The organism is Pseudonocardia hierapolitana (assembly GCF_007994075.1).
Classification (GTDB): domain Bacteria; phylum Actinomycetota; class Actinomycetes; order Mycobacteriales; family Pseudonocardiaceae; genus Pseudonocardia; species Pseudonocardia hierapolitana.
Map to the genome: position 1 here is coordinate 2,730,817 of NZ_VIWU01000001.1, position 16,015 is coordinate 2,746,831.

Annotated in this window: 17 protein-coding genes; 11 read left to right on the plus strand and 6 right to left on the minus strand. The window is 73.6% G+C overall.

Translation table 11 applies throughout. The annotated features are described in order from the left end of the window. Positions 1-9: 9 nt before the first annotated feature. A complete protein-coding gene (locus FHX44_RS12980; RefSeq protein WP_147256032.1) occupies positions 10-822 on the plus strand; it encodes an alpha/beta hydrolase in 813 nt (270 codons plus the stop codon). A 101-nt stretch (positions 823-923) separates the two neighbouring features. Further along, the gene (locus tag FHX44_RS12985; RefSeq protein ID WP_147256033.1) at positions 924-1,346 is read left to right on the plus strand and encodes an acyl-CoA thioesterase; all 423 of its coding nucleotides are present in this window, start codon (positions 924-926) and stop codon (positions 1,344-1,346) included. Between the two features lie 88 nt (positions 1,347-1,434). Here the strand turns inward: FHX44_RS12985 and FHX44_RS12990 are convergent, their stop codons facing one another. Continuing rightward, the gene (locus tag FHX44_RS12990; protein WP_147256034.1) at positions 1,435-2,364 is read right to left on the minus strand and encodes an NAD-dependent epimerase/dehydratase family protein; all 930 of its coding nucleotides are present in this window, start codon (positions 2,362-2,364) and stop codon (positions 1,435-1,437) included. A 133-nt stretch (positions 2,365-2,497) separates the two neighbouring features. On the opposite strand from FHX44_RS12990, the gene FHX44_RS12995 reads away from it, so the two are divergent. After that, positions 2,498-3,181 carry a TetR/AcrR family transcriptional regulator gene (locus tag FHX44_RS12995; protein ID WP_147256035.1) on the plus strand — a complete coding sequence of 228 codons (684 nt, stop codon included), beginning with the start codon at positions 2,498-2,500 and terminating at the stop codon, positions 3,179-3,181. A 1-nt stretch (position 3,182) separates the two neighbouring features. Here FHX44_RS12995 and FHX44_RS13000 read toward each other — a convergent pair whose 3' ends face one another. Together FHX44_RS13000 and FHX44_RS13005 are read right to left on the minus strand one after the other, a co-directional pair. After that, positions 3,183-4,115 (minus strand): phosphotransferase family protein, encoded by a 933-nt coding sequence (locus FHX44_RS13000; protein ID WP_147256036.1) that lies wholly within the window; start codon positions 4,113-4,115, stop codon positions 3,183-3,185. Positions 4,116-4,133: 18 nt separating this feature from the next. Beyond that, positions 4,134-5,099 (minus strand): DUF2867 domain-containing protein, encoded by a 966-nt coding sequence (locus tag FHX44_RS13005; RefSeq protein WP_212612449.1) that lies wholly within the window; start codon positions 5,097-5,099, stop codon positions 4,134-4,136. Between the two features lie 53 nt (positions 5,100-5,152). Here FHX44_RS13005 and FHX44_RS13010 point away from each other — a divergent pair, with 53 nt between their 5' ends. Then, positions 5,153-5,725, plus strand: coding sequence for a TetR/AcrR family transcriptional regulator (locus FHX44_RS13010; protein WP_212612450.1), 573 nt, complete (start codon positions 5,153-5,155; stop codon positions 5,723-5,725). A 30-nt stretch (positions 5,726-5,755) separates the two neighbouring features. Here FHX44_RS13010 and FHX44_RS13015 read toward each other — a convergent pair whose 3' ends face one another. Continuing rightward, positions 5,756-6,523: an enoyl-CoA hydratase/isomerase family protein gene (locus FHX44_RS13015; RefSeq protein ID WP_147256039.1), complete on the minus strand. Its 768-nt coding sequence runs from the start codon at positions 6,521-6,523 to the stop codon at positions 5,756-5,758. 77 nt (positions 6,524-6,600) lie between these two features. Here FHX44_RS13015 and FHX44_RS13020 point away from each other — a divergent pair, with 77 nt between their 5' ends. Beyond that, positions 6,601-7,686, plus strand: a complete 1,086-nt coding sequence (locus FHX44_RS13020) for an S-(hydroxymethyl)mycothiol dehydrogenase (RefSeq protein ID WP_147256040.1) — start codon at positions 6,601-6,603, stop codon at positions 7,684-7,686. Next, on the plus strand, positions 7,686-8,312 hold the full coding sequence (locus tag FHX44_RS13025; RefSeq protein WP_147256041.1) for an MBL fold metallo-hydrolase: 627 nt from the start codon (positions 7,686-7,688) through the stop codon (positions 8,310-8,312). Before FHX44_RS13020 ends, FHX44_RS13025 begins: the two co-directional genes overlap by 1 nt. Before the next feature lie 123 nt (positions 8,313-8,435). On the opposite strand, the gene FHX44_RS13030 is transcribed toward FHX44_RS13025, so the two are convergent. Then, positions 8,436-9,596, minus strand: coding sequence for an MFS transporter (locus tag FHX44_RS13030; RefSeq protein ID WP_246170348.1), 1,161 nt, complete (start codon positions 9,594-9,596; stop codon positions 8,436-8,438). Between the two features lie 93 nt (positions 9,597-9,689). Here FHX44_RS13030 and FHX44_RS13035 point away from each other — a divergent pair, with 93 nt between their 5' ends. The 5 genes from FHX44_RS13035 (at position 9,690) to FHX44_RS13055 (ending at position 14,622) form a co-directional block, all read left to right on the plus strand. Further along, entirely contained in the window at positions 9,690-10,640 is a 951-nt protein-coding gene (locus tag FHX44_RS13035; protein WP_147256043.1) for a metal ABC transporter solute-binding protein, Zn/Mn family, read from the plus strand. A 4-nt stretch (positions 10,641-10,644) separates the two neighbouring features. Then, the gene (locus FHX44_RS13040; protein WP_147256044.1) at positions 10,645-11,394 is read left to right on the plus strand and encodes a metal ABC transporter ATP-binding protein; all 750 of its coding nucleotides are present in this window, start codon (positions 10,645-10,647) and stop codon (positions 11,392-11,394) included. After that, on the plus strand, positions 11,391-12,596 hold the full coding sequence (locus tag FHX44_RS13045; RefSeq protein ID WP_246170349.1) for a metal ABC transporter permease: 1,206 nt from the start codon (positions 11,391-11,393) through the stop codon (positions 12,594-12,596). The genes FHX44_RS13040 and FHX44_RS13045 overlap by 4 nt, the downstream gene beginning before the upstream one ends. Positions 12,597-12,611: 15 nt before the next feature. Beyond that, the gene (locus FHX44_RS13050) at positions 12,612-13,505 is read left to right on the plus strand and encodes a metal ABC transporter permease (RefSeq protein WP_147256045.1); all 894 of its coding nucleotides are present in this window, start codon (positions 12,612-12,614) and stop codon (positions 13,503-13,505) included. Positions 13,506-13,596: 91 nt separating this feature from the next. Continuing rightward, positions 13,597-14,622, plus strand: coding sequence for a gamma-glutamylcyclotransferase family protein (locus tag FHX44_RS13055; protein ID WP_147256046.1), 1,026 nt, complete (start codon positions 13,597-13,599; stop codon positions 14,620-14,622). Here the strand turns inward: FHX44_RS13055 and FHX44_RS13060 are convergent. Next, positions 14,619-15,956, minus strand: coding sequence for an MFS transporter (locus FHX44_RS13060; RefSeq protein WP_147256047.1), 1,338 nt, complete (start codon positions 15,954-15,956; stop codon positions 14,619-14,621). The two genes, FHX44_RS13055 and FHX44_RS13060, sit on opposite strands and share 4 nt — an antisense overlap. Between the last annotated feature and the right edge of the window lie 59 nt (positions 15,957-16,015).

The following is a 16,015-nucleotide window of genomic DNA, read 5'->3' on the forward strand; positions in this document are numbered from 1 at the left end:
GAGGACGAGGTGTCCGAATCGGAGGAGTGGACCTTCGCGGGTCATGCCGGCGAGCTCACCGCCCGCACCTGGCCGCGCCCCGACGCGCGCTACATCGCGCTGCTCTGCCACGGCTACGGCGAGCACATCGGCCGGTACGAGCACGTCGCCGACGCCCTCGTGCGCCACGGAGCGGTCGTACACGGCATCGACCACGTCGGCCACGGCAGGAGCGCGGGCGAGCGGGTGCTGATCGCCGACTACGAGCCGGTGGTGAGCGACTTCCACGAGCTCGCCGCGAGGGTCCGCGACCCGAAGCTGCCCACCGTGCTCGTCGGGCACTCGATGGGTGGGATGATCGCCGCCCGCTACGCGCAGCGGTACGGCCACGAGCTGGCCGCCCTCGTGCTGTCCGGCCCCGTACTCGGCCGGTGGGACGCGGCGAGCGGGCTGCTCACCCTCGACGAGATCCCGGACACCCCGATCGACCCCGACACGCTCTCCCGCGACCCGGAGGTGGGCAAGGCGTACGCCGACGACCCGCTCGTGTGGCACGGCCGCTTCCAGCGCCCCACCCTCGAGGCGATCGTCGCGTGCCTCGAGCGCATCCGCGACGAGGGCCCGCTCGGCGCACTCCCCACCCTCTGGGTGCACGGCGAGGACGACCAGCTCGTCCCGGTCGACGCCACCCGCGAGGGCATCGAGGCCCTGCGCGGTGTGGTGTTCGAGGAGAAGGTCTACCCCGGCGCGCGGCACGAGGTCTTCAACGAGACCAACAAGGACGAGGTCCTGGACGACGTCACGGCCTTCCTCGGCCGAGCGCTCGGCAGTGCCGCCCGCTGACGCGAGTCGTCGCCCTCCGTGCACGCGAGTCGCGGCGTGAGTGCGCCCGAGTCGTGGTCCCGGGTAGCGTCGCGTCGCGTGAACGCGGAGCAGCCCCGGCCATGAGCGACGTCTTCACCTTCCCCTTCACCGTCCGGTACATGGAGGTCGACGCCCAGGGCGTCGTGTTCAACGGCTGGTACCTGACCTACTTCGACGAGGCCATGTCCGCGTTCCTCACCGCGCGCGGGCTGCCGTACCAGAAGATGATCGAGGCGGGCTACGACGTGCAGCTGGTGCGGTCGGAGATCGACTGGAGGTCCGGGCTGCGCTGGCAGGACCGGGCGGAGGTGGCCGTGTCGACCGCCCGCATCGGACGCACCAGCTTCGCCCTCGACTTCGAGGTGCGGCGCGACGGGCACGAGGTCACGTGCTCGGGTCGCACCGTCTACGTGGTGATCGCCACCGACGGCTCCGGCAAGCGCGAGATCCCGCCGCCGATCGCGGACGCACTGGGCGACCCTGCCCCGCTGCGGGCCGACTGAGGCACGGCACACACCTCGTGCGTGCCGCGCGGACGGCGCGGCATCTGTGCGGTCTCGACAGGGTGTGTGCGGTCGTTCTCCGGAGGCCTCAGCGGCGTGCGGGCGTCACTCCGCGAACCGTCTCGGTCAGGCTCTCCTCGATCGGTGTCGCCGTGATGCCCAGGGCCGCGGTGGCGGCCGTCGAGTCCATGACGAACGGCCTGCGGAACTGGTACTGGGTCTCCCGCAGCTCGCGGACCAGCGGGTCCCCCAGCCCGCCGAGCCACAGGACGAGCCCGGGCATCGTCGACAGCCGAGGCTGCGGCGCGCCGGCGAGCGCGCACGCGCGGGTGACGACCTCGCGGAGGGACAGCGGCGGCGCGCTCGGCACGTGCCACGCCCGGCCCCAGGTCCGCTCGTCGTCGGCGACGGCGACGAGGGCGCGGGCGACGTCGCCGACCGCGGTCCAGGTGTGCGGGGCGTCGAGGTCGGCGGGCACGCTCGCCCGCTCGCCCGCGAGCACCCGGGGCAGCACCGCGAGCGTGAGCAGGGACTGGCTCCCGGCGCCGAGGTGGTCGGAGGCCCGCACATCCGCCGTCCGGATCCGGCCCGCCTCGTGCCGGGCGAGCGCGTCCTGCCACATCCGGGCCCGCACCCGCGCCTTCGGGCCGACCGGCCGCGGGGGCAGGTCCTCGGTGAGCGGACCGTCGACCGGGCCGTACAGGTAGAGGTTGCCGGCCGAGACGAGAACGACGCCGCATGCCTCGGCCGCGTCGAGCAGAGCGTCCGCCAGCGGCGGCCACTCGAGCGTCCAGCGGTGGTACGGCGGCGCGGCGCAGTTGTAGAGGGCGACCGCGCCCCGGGCGACGCGGGCGAGTGCGGCGGAGTCGGTCGCGTCCGCCGCCACCTGCTCGACAGACGGGTGCTCCGGCCCGGTGCCTCGGCGACTGACCAGCCGCACCTGCTCACCGCGCTCGGCGAGCAGGTGCGCTGTCGCCACTCCCACGGCACCCGCTCCCACGATCACATGCAGCGCCACGGGCCTACCTCCAGAAGCTCGTTCCGATGCGAGAACAGTGTTCTCACCGCGAGATTAGCGCAACCGGGTCTGCCTTCCAAGAACAATGTTCTCCTTCCGTGCACGCGCTCTGCCCGTGTGGCACCCTCGCTGCGTGCCCGCCCCGTCCCTGCGCGCCCGGGTGCGCGCCGAGCTCGTGGAAGAGATCAAGGCCGCCGCCCGCCGCCGCCTGGCGATCGACGGCCCCGGCCTGACCCTCCGCGCGGTGGCGCGCGACCTCGAGATGGTGCCGTCCGCGCTCTACCGCTACTTCGACGGCCGCGACGCCCTGCTCACCGCGCTCATCACGGAGGCGTACGACGAGCTCGGCGCGGCCGCGGATGCGGCGGAGGCCGCCGAGGACCCGGCCGACCTGCGGGCCCGCTGGATGGCGCTCTGCCGGGCGGTGCGGCGCTGGGCGCTGGACCACCCCGCCGAGTACGCGCTGCTCTACGGCACGCCGGTGCCCGGCTACACGGCACCCTCCGACACGGTGCCGCCCGCGTCGCGCGTGGTCGTGGCGCTGGTCCGGGTGGCCGCCGAGGCGGACGCGGGGGGCGCACCGGTCGCCCCGGCCCTGCACGCGGATCTCGACCGGATCGTCGCGCAGGCACCCGGCCCGCCCCCGGACGCCCGCCCGAGCGACCCGGCACTGCTCGCCGGGCTGGCGGCGTGGAGCCAGCTCTTCGGGCTGGTGAGCTTCGAGGTGTTCGGCCGGCTTGCGGGGATGTTCGAGGACCCGGCAGGCCACTTCGACCACCAGATGCAGACGATGGCCGATCTCGCAGGCCTGCCCTGAATCAGCGAATCCGCGCGTCCACCCAGCGCAGCGCCGCCTCGCCCTGCACCCGCTGGAACGCCCGCACCTTCTCCAGGTTCGGCGGTGGCGGCAGCACCGACTGGCGCAGGAAGAACCCCGTCAGCGCGACGAGAACGGCCGTGACCGCGTCCGGATCGGCGGCCCGCGCCGGCGGGTAGGCGGCCCAGACCTCCTCCGGGTCGGTGCCGGTGGCCGCGGCGCTGGGCAGCAGGAACAGCAGGTCGAGCCACGGCGCGCCGATCCGGGCGTGCGGCCAGTCGACGAAGACCACCTCGTCGGGCGTCAGCAGGATGTTGTCGGCGCGCAGGTCGCCGTGCACCAGCGAGCGTCCCTCGGCGGCGGCCGTCCAGCCCTCCTCGATCGCGGCGAGCTCGTCGAGCCGGGCGCACACCACCGGGCCGAGTGGGGCGGCCGCGGACGGGTCGGCGGCGAGGGTCCGCCAGCCCCGGAACGCCTTCTCGTCGAGCGAGGCGACCGGCCCGCGTGCGATCGGGCTGGGGGTGAGCCGGTCGGCGAGCTCCGCCATCGCCTCGACGACCCTGGCGAGCTGGGCAGGGTGCCACGGCTCGGCGGGTGCCTCCCCGTCGACGTCCTCGACGACGAGCGCCACCCAGTCGCCGTCGTCGTAGCTGCCGAGGAGCCTCGGCACGGGCAGGTCGGGCGGCAGGGCGGCGAGCACCTCCACCTCGCGCCGGTGGAAGACCGGGGCGTCCGGGTTGCGCTCCGCACCCACCGCCTTGGCGAACGCGCGTCGTCCGTCGGCGAGCACGAGGCGCGCGGCGAGGCCGGGCGAGAACCCGCCGGGCTGGGAGTGCGCCGCCACGACCGGGGCGCCGAGGATCTCCTCGATCGCCCGGCGCACGCGCTCCGGCACCTCGTCGATACCGAGCCGGGCCCCGCCTCCGTTCACCACGGGTCGAGATCACCGCATTCACGCCGATCGGTCCACCGGTTTCCGCGGCGTCACCCCCGAGAGCCGGCGCGCCGCGCGGGTGAACATCGCCCGCACGACGATCGGATGCACGGGCCGCACCAGCGCCCAGTAGAGCCGTCCGCGCAGGTTGTGCAGCTGCACGACCGTGGTCAGCACGACGCGGTCCGGCTCGCGACGCACGGACGCCCGGAAGTCGAGGTGGTTGGAGTCCGCGCCGAGCAGGACCTCGTTGTCGGTGCGCGCGAGCGTGTCGAACGCACCGGGGCCACCGCGGTCGATGCCGACGAGCCCGACCAGCAGTTCACGCAGCCCGAGGGCAGCGAGAACCCAGCGCGGTGGGTCGCGGAACAACGCGTCCGCCCACACCTGCGGGTCGAGCGGCATGCCGGGAAGGGCGGCGACGGCCTGCGCGTCCATCGCGTCGACGCGGGGCAGCGCGCCGTCCAGCAGCGGGGTGTGCTGCGGCTCCGTGGGCCGGGACCGGGGCGTCCACATCGCGCGCAGCACCCGCACCCACGCCGACCGGCGGGCCGGGCGAACGGGCTCGGCCCCGACGGCGCGCTCGGCGTTGTCGAGCAGCTCCTCGAGCACCGCGTCGTGCGCCCAGCGGACGGCGAGCGGCCACGCCAGCCGCATCACGCCGGAGAACCGGGCCTCGGCGACGTGACGCAGCGCGGTGCGGTCCGGCCCCGCGGGCTCGACCGAGAACGTGTGCCACCCGTGGATCCCCGGCCCGGGGGTGAACTCGAACTCGACCGTGCGGCCGGGCTCGTGGCCGGTGACGCGATAGCGGATCGCGCCGTGCCCGCCCGCCGCCCCGACGGCCACCGGACCGTCCAGCAGCATCGGGTGCCAGCCCGGTGTCGGCCACAGCACGTCGTCGGGCCCGCCGAGCCGGTCGAGCAGCGGACCGACCTGCTCGACCGGAGCATGAACGATCCGCGCGTGGACGTTGCGCACCACCGGGCCACCTCCGTACGCCACCGTATGGAATGTCTGTACGCTACCGTACGGAAATGCCCGGTCGGAAGCGCCTCACCGCGCGCGACTGGACGTCGGCCGCGCTCGAGGCACTGGCCCGCGGAGGGGTCGCGGCGGTGGCGGTGGAGCCGATCGCGGCGTCCCTCGGCACGACCAAGGGCAGCTTCTACTGGCACTTCGACAGCCGGGACGCGCTGCTGCAGGCCGCCCTGCTGGAGTGGGAACGCACCGAGACCGACGACGTGATCACGCTCGTCGAGACCGAGCCGGACGTCCCCCGCAGGCTGCGCATGCTGCTCGCAGTGGCCCTGGGCGCAGGCATCGAGCGCCCGGCGTCGAGCGTCGAGCTCGCGCTGCAACCCAGCGCCGACCACCCGCTGGTCGCCCCCGTGCTGGCCCGGATCACCGCACGCCGTCTCGACTACCTGTCCCGGATGTTCGGCGAGCTCGGCTTCCCACCGGACGAGGCCCGGCAGCGGAGCCTGCTCGCCTACACCGCCTACCTCGGCCACGCGCAGCTCGCCCACGCCACCCCGGACGCGGCGCCGACCGGGGCCGGCATACCCGCGTACATCGAATCGGTGATCGACACCCTCACCGCCCGGTGACGGCCCCTCGGCAGGATCCGAGGCGGTGGGTCAGCGGCGTCCGGTGACCGAGGCCAGGTACCGCGCCACCCAGCCGTCGGCGATGTGCCGCTTCCACAGGGTCGCCACCGGCTCGTCCTCGTCGGCGTAGCGGTCGGTCCGCTCCAGCGCGGCGCGCCGCAGCTGTCCCTTGGCGGTGGCGAACGTGTCGGGCGGGACGTCGCCCGCCAGCGCGGCCGCCGCTGCCACCGCCCGCGACCCCAGCTCGGCCGCGGGGACGACGTCGTGGACCAGCCCGAGCTGCGCGGCCCGCTCCGGCGGGTAGGTCTGCGCGCCCATCACGAGCTCGCGCACACCCCGCTCACCCACCGCGGCGCCGAGCACCTCCAGCGCGATGCGGGGGAACGGCACCCCGACCTTGAGCTCGGGCACCCCGATCCGGGCAGAGCCCTCGGCCATCAGCACGACGTCGGCGCAGGCAGCGAGCACGCAGCCACCGGCGATCGCGGGCCCGTTCACCGCCGCGACGAGCGGCTTCGGCAGCTCGAAGGCGGCCCGGAACGCGTCGGCGAGCGCCGGGAGGAACTTCTCGACGTACGCGTCGCCGCCCGCCGTGCAACGTTTGAGGTCGACACCTGCCGAGAAGGCTCGGTCCGATCCGGTGACGACCACCGCGCGGGCAGGATCGGCCACCAGCTCGCGGAACCGTTCGGCGAGCGCCTGGCACAGCTCGAGATCCATCGCGTTGACCGGGCCGTGCGCCATGCGCAGCACCGCGACGGGAACACCTTCGACATCGACGTCATCGCGTTCGAGCACGCATGCAACGTACCGACGGGGCCGTCACGTGGCAGGCTGCGCATGAATGCATCCGGACGATGAGGTGAGGGATAGTCATGCCGCAGCAGGTCCGCGGGGTCGTCGCGCACAAGAAGGGTGAGCCGGTCTCGCTGGAGACGGTGATCGTGCCGGACCCGGGGCCCGGTGAGGCGGTCGTGAAGGTGCAGGCCTGCGGTGTCTGCCACACCGACCTGCACTACCGCGAGGGCGGGATCAACGACGAGTTCCCGTTCCTGCTCGGCCACGAGGCCGCCGGTGTCGTCGAGTCGGTCGGCGAGGGCGTCACCGACGTCGCCCCCGGCGACTTCGTGATCCTCAACTGGCGCGCCGTCGACGGCACCTGCCGTGCCTGCCGCCGCGGCGAGCCCTGGTACTGCTTCTCCACGCACAACGCCGCCCAGAAGATGACGCTGGAGTCGGGCCAGGAGCTGTCCCCCGCGCTCGGCATCGGCGCGTTCGTCGAGAAGACCCTCGTCCACGCCGGGCAGTGCACGAAGGTGAACCCCGAGGTCAAGCCGGAGGTCGCCGGCCTGCTCGGGTGCGGCGTCATGGCCGGGATCGGCGCGGCCATCAACACCGGCAAGGTGGGCCGCGGCGACTCGATCGCCGTGATCGGCTGCGGCGGCGTGGGTGACGCGGCGATCGCGGGTGCGCGCCTCGCCGGCGCGTCCACGATCATCGCGATCGACGTGGACGACCGGAAGCTCGAATGGGCGAAGGAGTTCGGCGCCACCCACACCATCAACTCCCGCACCCAGGACGTGATCGAGGGCGTGAAGGCCCTCACCGACGGCAACGGCGCGAACGTCGTCGTCGAGGCGGTCGGGCGCCCGGAGACCTACAAGCAGGCCTTCTACGCCCGCGACCTCGCCGGCACCGTCGTGCTCGTCGGCGTGCCCACCCCGGACATGACGATCGACCTGCCCCTGATCGACGTGTTCGGCCGAGGCGGCTCGCTCAAGTCGTCCTGGTACGGCGACTGCCTGCCCTCGCGCGACTTCCCCATGCTCGTGGACCTGCACCTGCAGGGCAGGCTGCCGCTGGAGAAGTTCGTGAGCGAGACGATCGGCCTGGACGGCGTGGAGGCCGCGTTCGAGAAGATGCACAAGGGCGACGTGCTGCGCTCGGTGGTGGTCTTCTGATGCCGCCGGTCGACCACCTCGTCACGTCGGGCACGTTCTCGCTCGACGGCGGCACCTGGGACGTCGAGAACAACGTGTGGATCGTCGGCGACGACCGCGAGGTGTTCGTCGTCGACGCCGCGCACGACGCCGAGGCGATCGCCGCGGCCGTGGGCGACCGGCGCGTCGTCGCCGTGGTGTGCACCCACGCCCACGACGACCACGTCAACCAGGCCCCCGCGCTCGCCGACCGGTTCGGCGCGCCGATCCTGCTGCACCCCGCCGAGGCGCCGCTGTGGGAGATGACCCACCCCGACCGGAAGCCCGACGCCGAGCTCGCCGACGGCGAGCAGCTCACCGCGGGCGGCGTGGTGCTGCGGGTGCTGCACACCCCCGGCCACTCCCCCGGCTCGTGCAGCCTGCACGCCGCCGACCTGGGCACGGTCTTCACCGGCGACACCCTGTTCCAGGGTGGGCCCGGCGCCACCGGCCGCTCGTTCTCGTCGTTCGACACGATCATCGACTCGATCCGCGGACGCCTGCTGACGCTGCCCGGCGACACCGTGGTCCGCACGGGCCACGGCGACCAGACGACGATCGGGGCGGAGCTGCCGCACCTGGAGGAGTGGATCGCGCGCGGTCACTGACATTCCGACGAACGGCGCGTTCGTCGGAACCTATCCGACGAACGCGCCGTTCGTCGGATAGAAATCGGTGCGTGATGCCCCGGCGACGGGCTGGTGGCCCGCGCCTGTGGGACCTGCCGCCACCTACGGTCTACCGACGGCCGTCCCCGGCCTGATCCAGGACACCACCACCCCGGCCACCAGCAGCACCGCCGCCACCCCGAACGCGGCGGGGTAGCCGAAGGGCTCCGCCACGGCTCCGAGGCCGAGGGCGCCCACGCCCGTGCCGGCGTCGTAGGCGATGTTCCACAGCGCGCTCGCGGCGCCGTAACCGCTGCTGCCGAACGCGGCGAACAGCACGGTGAGGGAATCGTTCTGCACCAGGCCGAAGCCGAAGCCGACGGCGACCGCCCCGATCACGACCAGGGCGCCGCCGCCGGCGACCTCGGCTCCCATCCCGGCCGCGGCGAGCAGCATCCCCGGGACGAGCAGCCTGCCTCCCCAGCCGCGCCGGTCCACCAGCTCGCCCGCCGCCAGCCGGCCGAACAACGCCCCCGCCGCCGTCGCCAGCAGGGCTCCGGGCACGAGCAGCCCGGCATCGGGCACGGCGAGCGGGAGGAAGGTGATCAGGCCGCCCTGCGCGATCGAACAGGTGACCATCGCGAGCACCGGGGCGAGCGCCGAGCGCGTTGCCGGCCGCGGACGTGGACGGGTCAGGGTCGCGGCGGGGGCACCCGGCATCCGGATCGCCGGCACGAGCAGCGCGCCCAGCACCGGGGCGACCCCCGCCACGACGAACACCGCGGTGAAGCCGAACCGCTCGACCGCGGCCACCCCGACCGCGAGCAGCACGAGCTGGGGCACCCCGACCGCGAGGCCGTACCGGCCCGCCGCCCGGCCGTGCTGCGCACGCGGCACGAGCTCGGCGACCAACGCGCTCCCGGCCACCGTCGCCAGCCCGAACCCGATGCCGCGCAGCGCGGAGAGCGCGAGCACGGGCGCGAGGTCGGCCGAGAGGGCGAGGAAGGGCGCCGGGGCGCCGAGCAGCACCGACCCGGCCGCGAGCACCCAGCGGTGGCCGATTCGCACGAGCAACCACGGCACCGCGAGCTGGGTGGCGACCGTCGTCGCCATCAGCATCGCAGTGGTGGCACCCGAGCCCAGCGCTCCCGATCCGCCGCGCTCCGCCCAGAGCGGCACGACCGGGAGCAGCAGCGCGTACCCGCTGAAGCAGAGCACGGTGGCGCCGAGCATGAACCGGAACGGCCCGCCGGTGATGCCCGCGGGTGTGCTGGTCGAGACCACACCCCGAGCGTAGGTCTCACGCTTCCGGGTAGTCCGGCGCATACGCTATCGTGGATCATTAGACGAGGCTCACTGTTGAATTAGAGGTGGCTAATGCCGGAGGTGGGACGGCGGTCCGTGCTGGTCGCGGCCGGTCTGCTCGCTCTCTCCGGCTGCGTGGCGGCGCCGCCGTCCGCCACCGACCCGATCGGCGGCCGGCGGGTCCGCGTGACGACGACCACCAATTTCCTCACCGACACCGTCGGCCGGATCGGCGGCGACCGCGTGGAGGTCACCGGCCTGATGGGCCCGGGGGTCGACCCGCACCTCTACCGGGCCAGCGCGGGTGACGTGCAGGCCCTGCGCGGCGCCGACGTGATCCTCTACTGCGGGCTGCACCTGGAGGGCCGCATGGGCGAGCTGCTCCACGAGCTCGCCGAGCGGCAACCCACCACCGCCGTCACGGACGGAATCCCCCGCGAGCAGCTGCTCGCTCCTCCCGACACCACCACGGAGTACGACCCGCACATCTGGTTCGACGTCTCGCTGTGGGCACGCGTCAGCGAGACGATCGCCGCCGCGCTCGTCGAGCGCGACCCGCAGCACGCCGACGGCTACCGCGCCCGGCGCGACACGTACCTCGCCGAGCTGGCCGCCCTGGACGCCGAGATCGAGCGGCGGCTCGCGGCGATCCCGCCCCGCAGGCGCGTGCTCGTCACGTCGCACGACGCGTTCAGCTACTTCGGCCGCCGCTACCGGCTCGAGGTCGCAGGCATCCAGGGCATCTCCACCGCGGCCGAGGCCACCACCACCGACGTCGAGCGGGTGGCGCGGCTCGTGGCCGAGCGCGAGGTCCCGGCCGTCTTCATCGAGTCGAGCGTGCCCCGCCAGACGATCGACGCCCTGCTCGCGGCCGCCGCCCAGCAGGGCGCACGGATCCACGTCGGCGGGGAGCTCTTCACCGACGCCGCGGGGAACCCCGGCACCCCCGAGGGCACCTACATCGGGATGTTGCGGGCCAACGCCGACCGGATCGCGGACGGGCTGACCGACGAGAGGGGATGACGCGATGCTCATGTCGACCGAGACCCGGACCGCCAGTGCGCTGGAGGTGCGCGGGCTGACGGTGTCCTACCGCTCGGCGCCCGTGCTCTGGGAGGTCGACTGCGCGTTCCCCGCCGGGCACCTCTCGGCGATCGTCGGGCCGAACGGGGCGGGCAAGTCGACGCTCCTGAAAGCCGCACTGGGCCTCGTCCCCGCCGACGCCGGGCGCGTGCTGATCGACGGCGTCGAGGGGACCGGCGCGCTCGACCGCGTGGCGTACGTGCCACAGGCGGAGTCGGTGGACTGGGACTTCCCGATCACCGTCCGCGAGGTCGTCGAGATGGGCCGCTACCGATCGGCCGGCTGGTTCCGCCGCCTCGGCCGGGCCGATCGGGCGATCGCCGCGGAGTGCCTGGAGCGGGTCGGGATGGCGGGCTTCGGGAAGCGTCAGATCGGGCAGCTGTCCGGCGGTCAGCGCCAGCGGGTCTTCCTGGCCCGCGCCCTCGCGCAGCGGGCACCGGTGCTCGTCATGGACGAGCCGTTCGCCGGGATCGACGCTCGCACCCAGGAGGACCTGCTGCGCCTGCTGGGCGAGCTGCGCGACGCGGGCGGCTCGGTGCTGGTTGTCCACCACGACATGGCCCAGGTGCGCGCGGCGTTCGACTGGACGCTGCTGCTCAACGTGCGCGTGCTGGGGTGTGGGCCCACCGTGGACGTGCTCACCACCGACGCGGTGCGCGCGGCGTACGGGGCGGACGTGACGTGGACGGCGTGAGCGAGCTCGCGAGCGAACCATCGATGCTGAGCACGGCCCTCGGCCTGCCGTACACCGACGCGGTCGTGATCGCGGGCGCGCTCGTCCTCGGCATCACGAGCGGGGTGCTCGGAGCGTTCGCCGTGCTGCGCCGCCGCAGCCTGGTCGGTGACGCCGTCGCGCACGCCACGCTGCCGGGCGTCTGCGTCGCGTTCCTCGTCGCGGGCATGAAGGACGTTCCCGGCCTGTTGCTCGGTGCCGCGATCGCGGGCCTGGTGGCCGCGCTGCTCATGGTGGGCATCGAACGGGCGAGCCGGATCCGGCCCGATGCGGCCATCGGCGTGGTCCTGTCGGGATTCTTCGCGTTCGGCGTCGTACTGCTCACGCACCTGTCCAACAGCTCCGACGCCGACCAGGCCGGCCTGGAGAACTACCTGTTCGGGCAGGCCGCCGGGCTGCTGGAACGCGACGTCGCGGTGATGGCCGGGCTCGCCGCGTCGGCGTTGCTCGTGGTCGGGGTGCTGCGGCGCGCGCTCACCACCACCCTGTTCGACCCCGCCTACGCGGGCGCGATCGGGCTCCCGGTGCGAGCTCTCGAGACGGTCATGACGGCGTTGCTCGTCGTGGCGGTCGTGATCGGGGTGCGGGTGGTCGGCGCCATCCTCATGGTCGCGATGCTCGTGGTGCCGACGGTCACCGCCCGCCAGCTCGCCGACCGCTTCCCGCGCGTCCTCGTGCTCGCCGGGCTGATCGGGGCGGCCGTCGGGGTCACGGGCGCGCTCACGGCCACCCGCGGGCAGCTGCCCACCGGGCCGGTGGTCGTCCTCACCGGCTTCACCGTGGCGGTCGCGGCGCTGCTGCTGGCACCCGGTCGCGGCGTGCTGTGGCAGGCCCGTCGGCTCGCGGCGCGGCGGCGCACCGTGCGTCGCGACGCGGTGCTCACCCAGCCCGACGCGCCCGTGAGCGGTCTACGGGACCGGCTCGTCCGCGCGGGCCTGCGCCGCCGTGGGCTGCTCGCCGCCGACGGCACGCTCACCGCCGCCGGGCGGGCCGCGGCAGCCGAGACGGCCGAGCGCAGGGCGCTGTGGACGGCGTGGCTCGAGCACGGCCCGTCGATCCGGCTGCCCGACGCGCGCGAACCCGACCCCACCGACCTGCGCGGCAGCCTCGGCGACGACGCGGTCGCCCAGCTCCGCGCCCTCGCAGCAGGAGCTCCGCGATGATCTGCGAGGTCGCCGATGCCTGACGGGATCCTCATCGTCCTCATCGCCGGGCTGGTGGCCACGGCGTGCGGGCTGCTCGGACCGTTCCTCGTGCTGCGGCGGATGGCACTGCTGTCGGACGCGGTGAGCCACGCGGTGCTGCCGGGGATCGTCGCCGTCTGGCTGGTGGCCCAGACCCGCGCCCCGCTTCCGGTGATCGTCGGCGCTGCGGCATTCGCCGTGCTCTGCGTGCTCGGCATCGACGCGCTGCGGGCCACCGGCCTCGTCGCGTCCGACGCGGCGATCGCGCTGGTCTTCCCCGCGCTGTTCTCGCTCGGGGTCCTCGGTGTCACCCGCTACGCCGCCGGCATCCACCTCGACCTGGACTCCACGATCTACGGCGAGATCGCGTTCGTGCCGTTCGACACGGTGCGGCTCGGCGGCTACGAGGTCGCGCGGTCCGGCCTGGTGCTCGGCGGGGTGGTGCTGTTCAACCTGCTGCTCGTCGGGCTGCTCTGGAAGGAGCTCAAAGCCACCACGTTCGACCCGCAGTTCGGTGCCACGGTCCGGCTCCGCCCGCGGCTGCTCTCCCGCCTGCTGCTGGTGGCGGCGGCCGTCACCGCGGTGGCCGCGTTCGACGCCGTCGGCGCGATCCTCGTGGTGACGCTGCTGATCGTGCCCGCCGCCACCGCGTACCTGCTCACCGACCGGCTCGTGGTCATGGTGGCGCTCGCGATCGCCGTCGGATGGGTGGGCGCGGCCGCCGGGTACGCCGTCGCGCTGCCCATGGACAGCTCGATCGCGGGCGCGATGGGCCTGGTCTGCACGGCCTGCTTCGTACTGGCGCTCCTCCTCTCGCCCAGCCACGGCCTGCTCACCCGCCGCTGGCGTCGGCGCCGGATCGTGGCCGACGCGCCCCTTCTCCGTTGACCCGCCCCATCGCCGCCCGCGCCACCCGTCGACGCGTCGCGTGAGCGAAGTCGGGGTGCACGGGCGCCGGTTGTCGCGGCACCCTGATCGGGTGGCACCGCTCCCCGACGCCGACTTCCCCGCCGATCCCTATCCCGGCGTCGTGCCGGACTTCTCGTTCGCGCACGTCGACGGGGAGTCGCACGTACTCCACACGGACAGCTGGACGGTGGCGGACACCCCCGTCGACGACTGGCTGGCCGCCCACGGCGCAGTGCCCTGCTCCCAGCGCGTTCCCCTGCTCGCCTACGGCTCCAACCGCTGCCCGAGCAAGATCACCTGGCTGCGCCGGGCCCTTGGGATGGGTGAGGACCCGGTGGTGGCGCTGCGCGTGCGCACCCGCGACGTCGCGGCCGTATGGGCGAGCGGGCTGCGCAGGCGTGACGGCCAGCGGCCCGCGGTGCTCGCCGACGCACCCGGGGTGGTCGAGGAGCACGTCGTCTGGCTCGCGACGAGCGAGCAGATCGCGGTGCTGGACCGCTGCGAGGGCCGCGACGAACGCTTCCGGCTGGCCCGGCTGCGCACCGGGGAGGTGCACACGGCAGACGGCGTCCGGATCCCGGAGCCGTGGTGCTACGTCGGGCACGGCGCGATCCGCCTCCCCCTGCTCGTGGACGGGGCACCTGTCCGGTGCGCCGACCTGACGCAGGAAGCGGCGCGCGGGCTCGCCGGCGAGCCCGGCGACGACGGCCTCGACGCACCGACGGTGGCCGGCACGCCGCACGGCGACGAGTGGCCTGCGGCCCTGTTCGTCTACGGGCTCCTGCAGCCCGGCCAGCCCTCATGGTCGCTGGTGGCGCCGCACGCCGCGGGCGATCCCCGGCGCGCGACCGTCGTCGGGTCGGTGTACGACACCGGCCTCGGCTACCCGGCCCTGCGCCGCGGCACCGCGGACCGCGCACCCGGCTGGCTGGTGCCGGTGCGCGACCCGGCCGCACTCCTGCCCGTCCTCGACGAGTACGAGGGCGGGCAGTACCGCCGCGAGCGGGTCGTGGCGGCCGACGGCACCATCTGCTGGAGCTACGTGTGGGCGGCCCCGTTCGACGGGCTCCGGCCCCTTCCCGCCGGCTGGCGTTAGGCCGGCTGCACCCGCAACACCGCCGCCGAGGTTCCCGGCAGCGGCTTCCGCGCGCTCTCCGTCACCGCGATCACGGCGGCCAGCGAGATCACGGAGGCGACGACGATGTAGATCCCCGGCATCGCGTTGTTGCCCGTGCTGATCACCAGCGTCTCCAGGATGAACGGCGCGGTGCCCCCGAAGATCGACGTCGACAGGTTGTAGCCGATCGAGAAGCCGCCGTACCGGACGTCCGTGGCGAAGAGCGCGGGCAGCGTGGCCGACATCGTGCCGAGCAGCAGCACCAGCAGCAGACCGAGGATGACCAGGCCGGCCACCGTTCCGAGCACCGTGCCGAGCGCGAGCAGCATGAAGGACGGGTAACCGAGCACGATGAACCCGATGCACGCCGTCACGATCAGCGGCTTGCGGCCGACCCGGTCCGACAGCGCGCCCACCGGGATGATCACGAACATGATCATCAGCATCATGCCGAGGATGTACAGCAGCGCCGGGGTCTCCCCGAGACCGAGCGTGGTCTGCAGGTAGGTCGGCATGTAGAAGAGGATCGTGTAGACGGCGACGTTGTAGAACAGCACCAGCCCCATGCAGACCAGCACCGGCCGCCAGTGGTGCACGAGCGTGTCCTTGAGCGGCGACTCCGACACCTGGTGCCGCTCCTCCAGCTCCCGGAACGCGGGCGTGTCCTCGAGCTTGCTCCGCAGGTAGAGCCCCACCAGCCCGAGCGGACCGGCGATCAGGAACGGGATCCGCCATCCCCACGACGCCATTGCCTCGGGGGACAGGCCGAGCTGCAGGACCGTCACCAGCCCCGCCGCGAGCACGAAGCCGCCCGTCGTGCCGAACTCGAGGAAGCTGCAGTAGAAGCCGCGGCGCTTGTCCGGCGCGTACTCCGCGATGAACGCGGCCGCCCCGCCGTACTCGCCGCCCGTGGCGAAGCCCTGCACCAGCCGCGCGATCACCAACAGGATCGGTGCGAGCCAGCCCACCGCGCCGAACGTCGGGAGGAGCCCGATCGCGAAGCTCGCCGCCGACATCACCACGATCGTGAGCGCGAGCACCCGCTTTCGCCCGATCCGGTCCCCCAGCGGGCCGAGGATCGTGCCGCCGAGCGGGCGCACCAGGTACGCGACCGCGAAGAGGGCGAACGTGAGCGCGACGTTCGAGCCGGAGTCACCGCCCGGGAAGAAGCTCATCGCGATGTAGATCGCTACGTAGCTGTAGATGCCGTAGTCGAACCACTCGACGAGGTTGCCCATGGCAGCGGCACCGACCGCCTTGCGCACGGTGCGCTCGTCGACCTCGTGTGCCTGCTGCTGTTGCGGCGTGGTCATAAGCTCCCCTAACGGTCTTGCCGGCCGAACCTATGAGCGGTCCGGAGGGCCCGCAACAG

Excerpts from the sequence above, each read along its gene's own strand:
- FHX44_RS12985 (WP_147256033.1), top strand. The coding sequence starts at position 924 with ATGAGCGACGTCTTCACCTTCCCCTTCACCGTCCGGTACATGGAGGTC.
- FHX44_RS13020 (WP_147256040.1), top strand. The coding sequence starts at position 6,601 with ATGCCGCAGCAGGTCCGCGGGGTCGTCGCGCACAAGAAGGGTGAGCCG.
- FHX44_RS13060 (WP_147256047.1), bottom strand. The coding sequence starts at position 15,956 with ATGACCACGCCGCAACAGCAGCAGGCACACGAGGTCGACGAGCGCACC.
- FHX44_RS13010 (WP_212612450.1), top strand. The coding sequence starts at position 5,153 with ATGCCCGGTCGGAAGCGCCTCACCGCGCGCGACTGGACGTCGGCCGCG.
- FHX44_RS13040 (WP_147256044.1), top strand. The coding sequence starts at position 10,645 with ATGCTCATGTCGACCGAGACCCGGACCGCCAGTGCGCTGGAGGTGCGC.
- FHX44_RS13035 (WP_147256043.1), top strand. The coding sequence starts at position 9,690 with ATGCCGGAGGTGGGACGGCGGTCCGTGCTGGTCGCGGCCGGTCTGCTC.
- FHX44_RS13050 (WP_147256045.1), top strand. The coding sequence starts at position 12,612 with ATGCCTGACGGGATCCTCATCGTCCTCATCGCCGGGCTGGTGGCCACG.
- FHX44_RS13025 (WP_147256041.1), top strand. The coding sequence starts at position 7,686 with ATGCCGCCGGTCGACCACCTCGTCACGTCGGGCACGTTCTCGCTCGAC.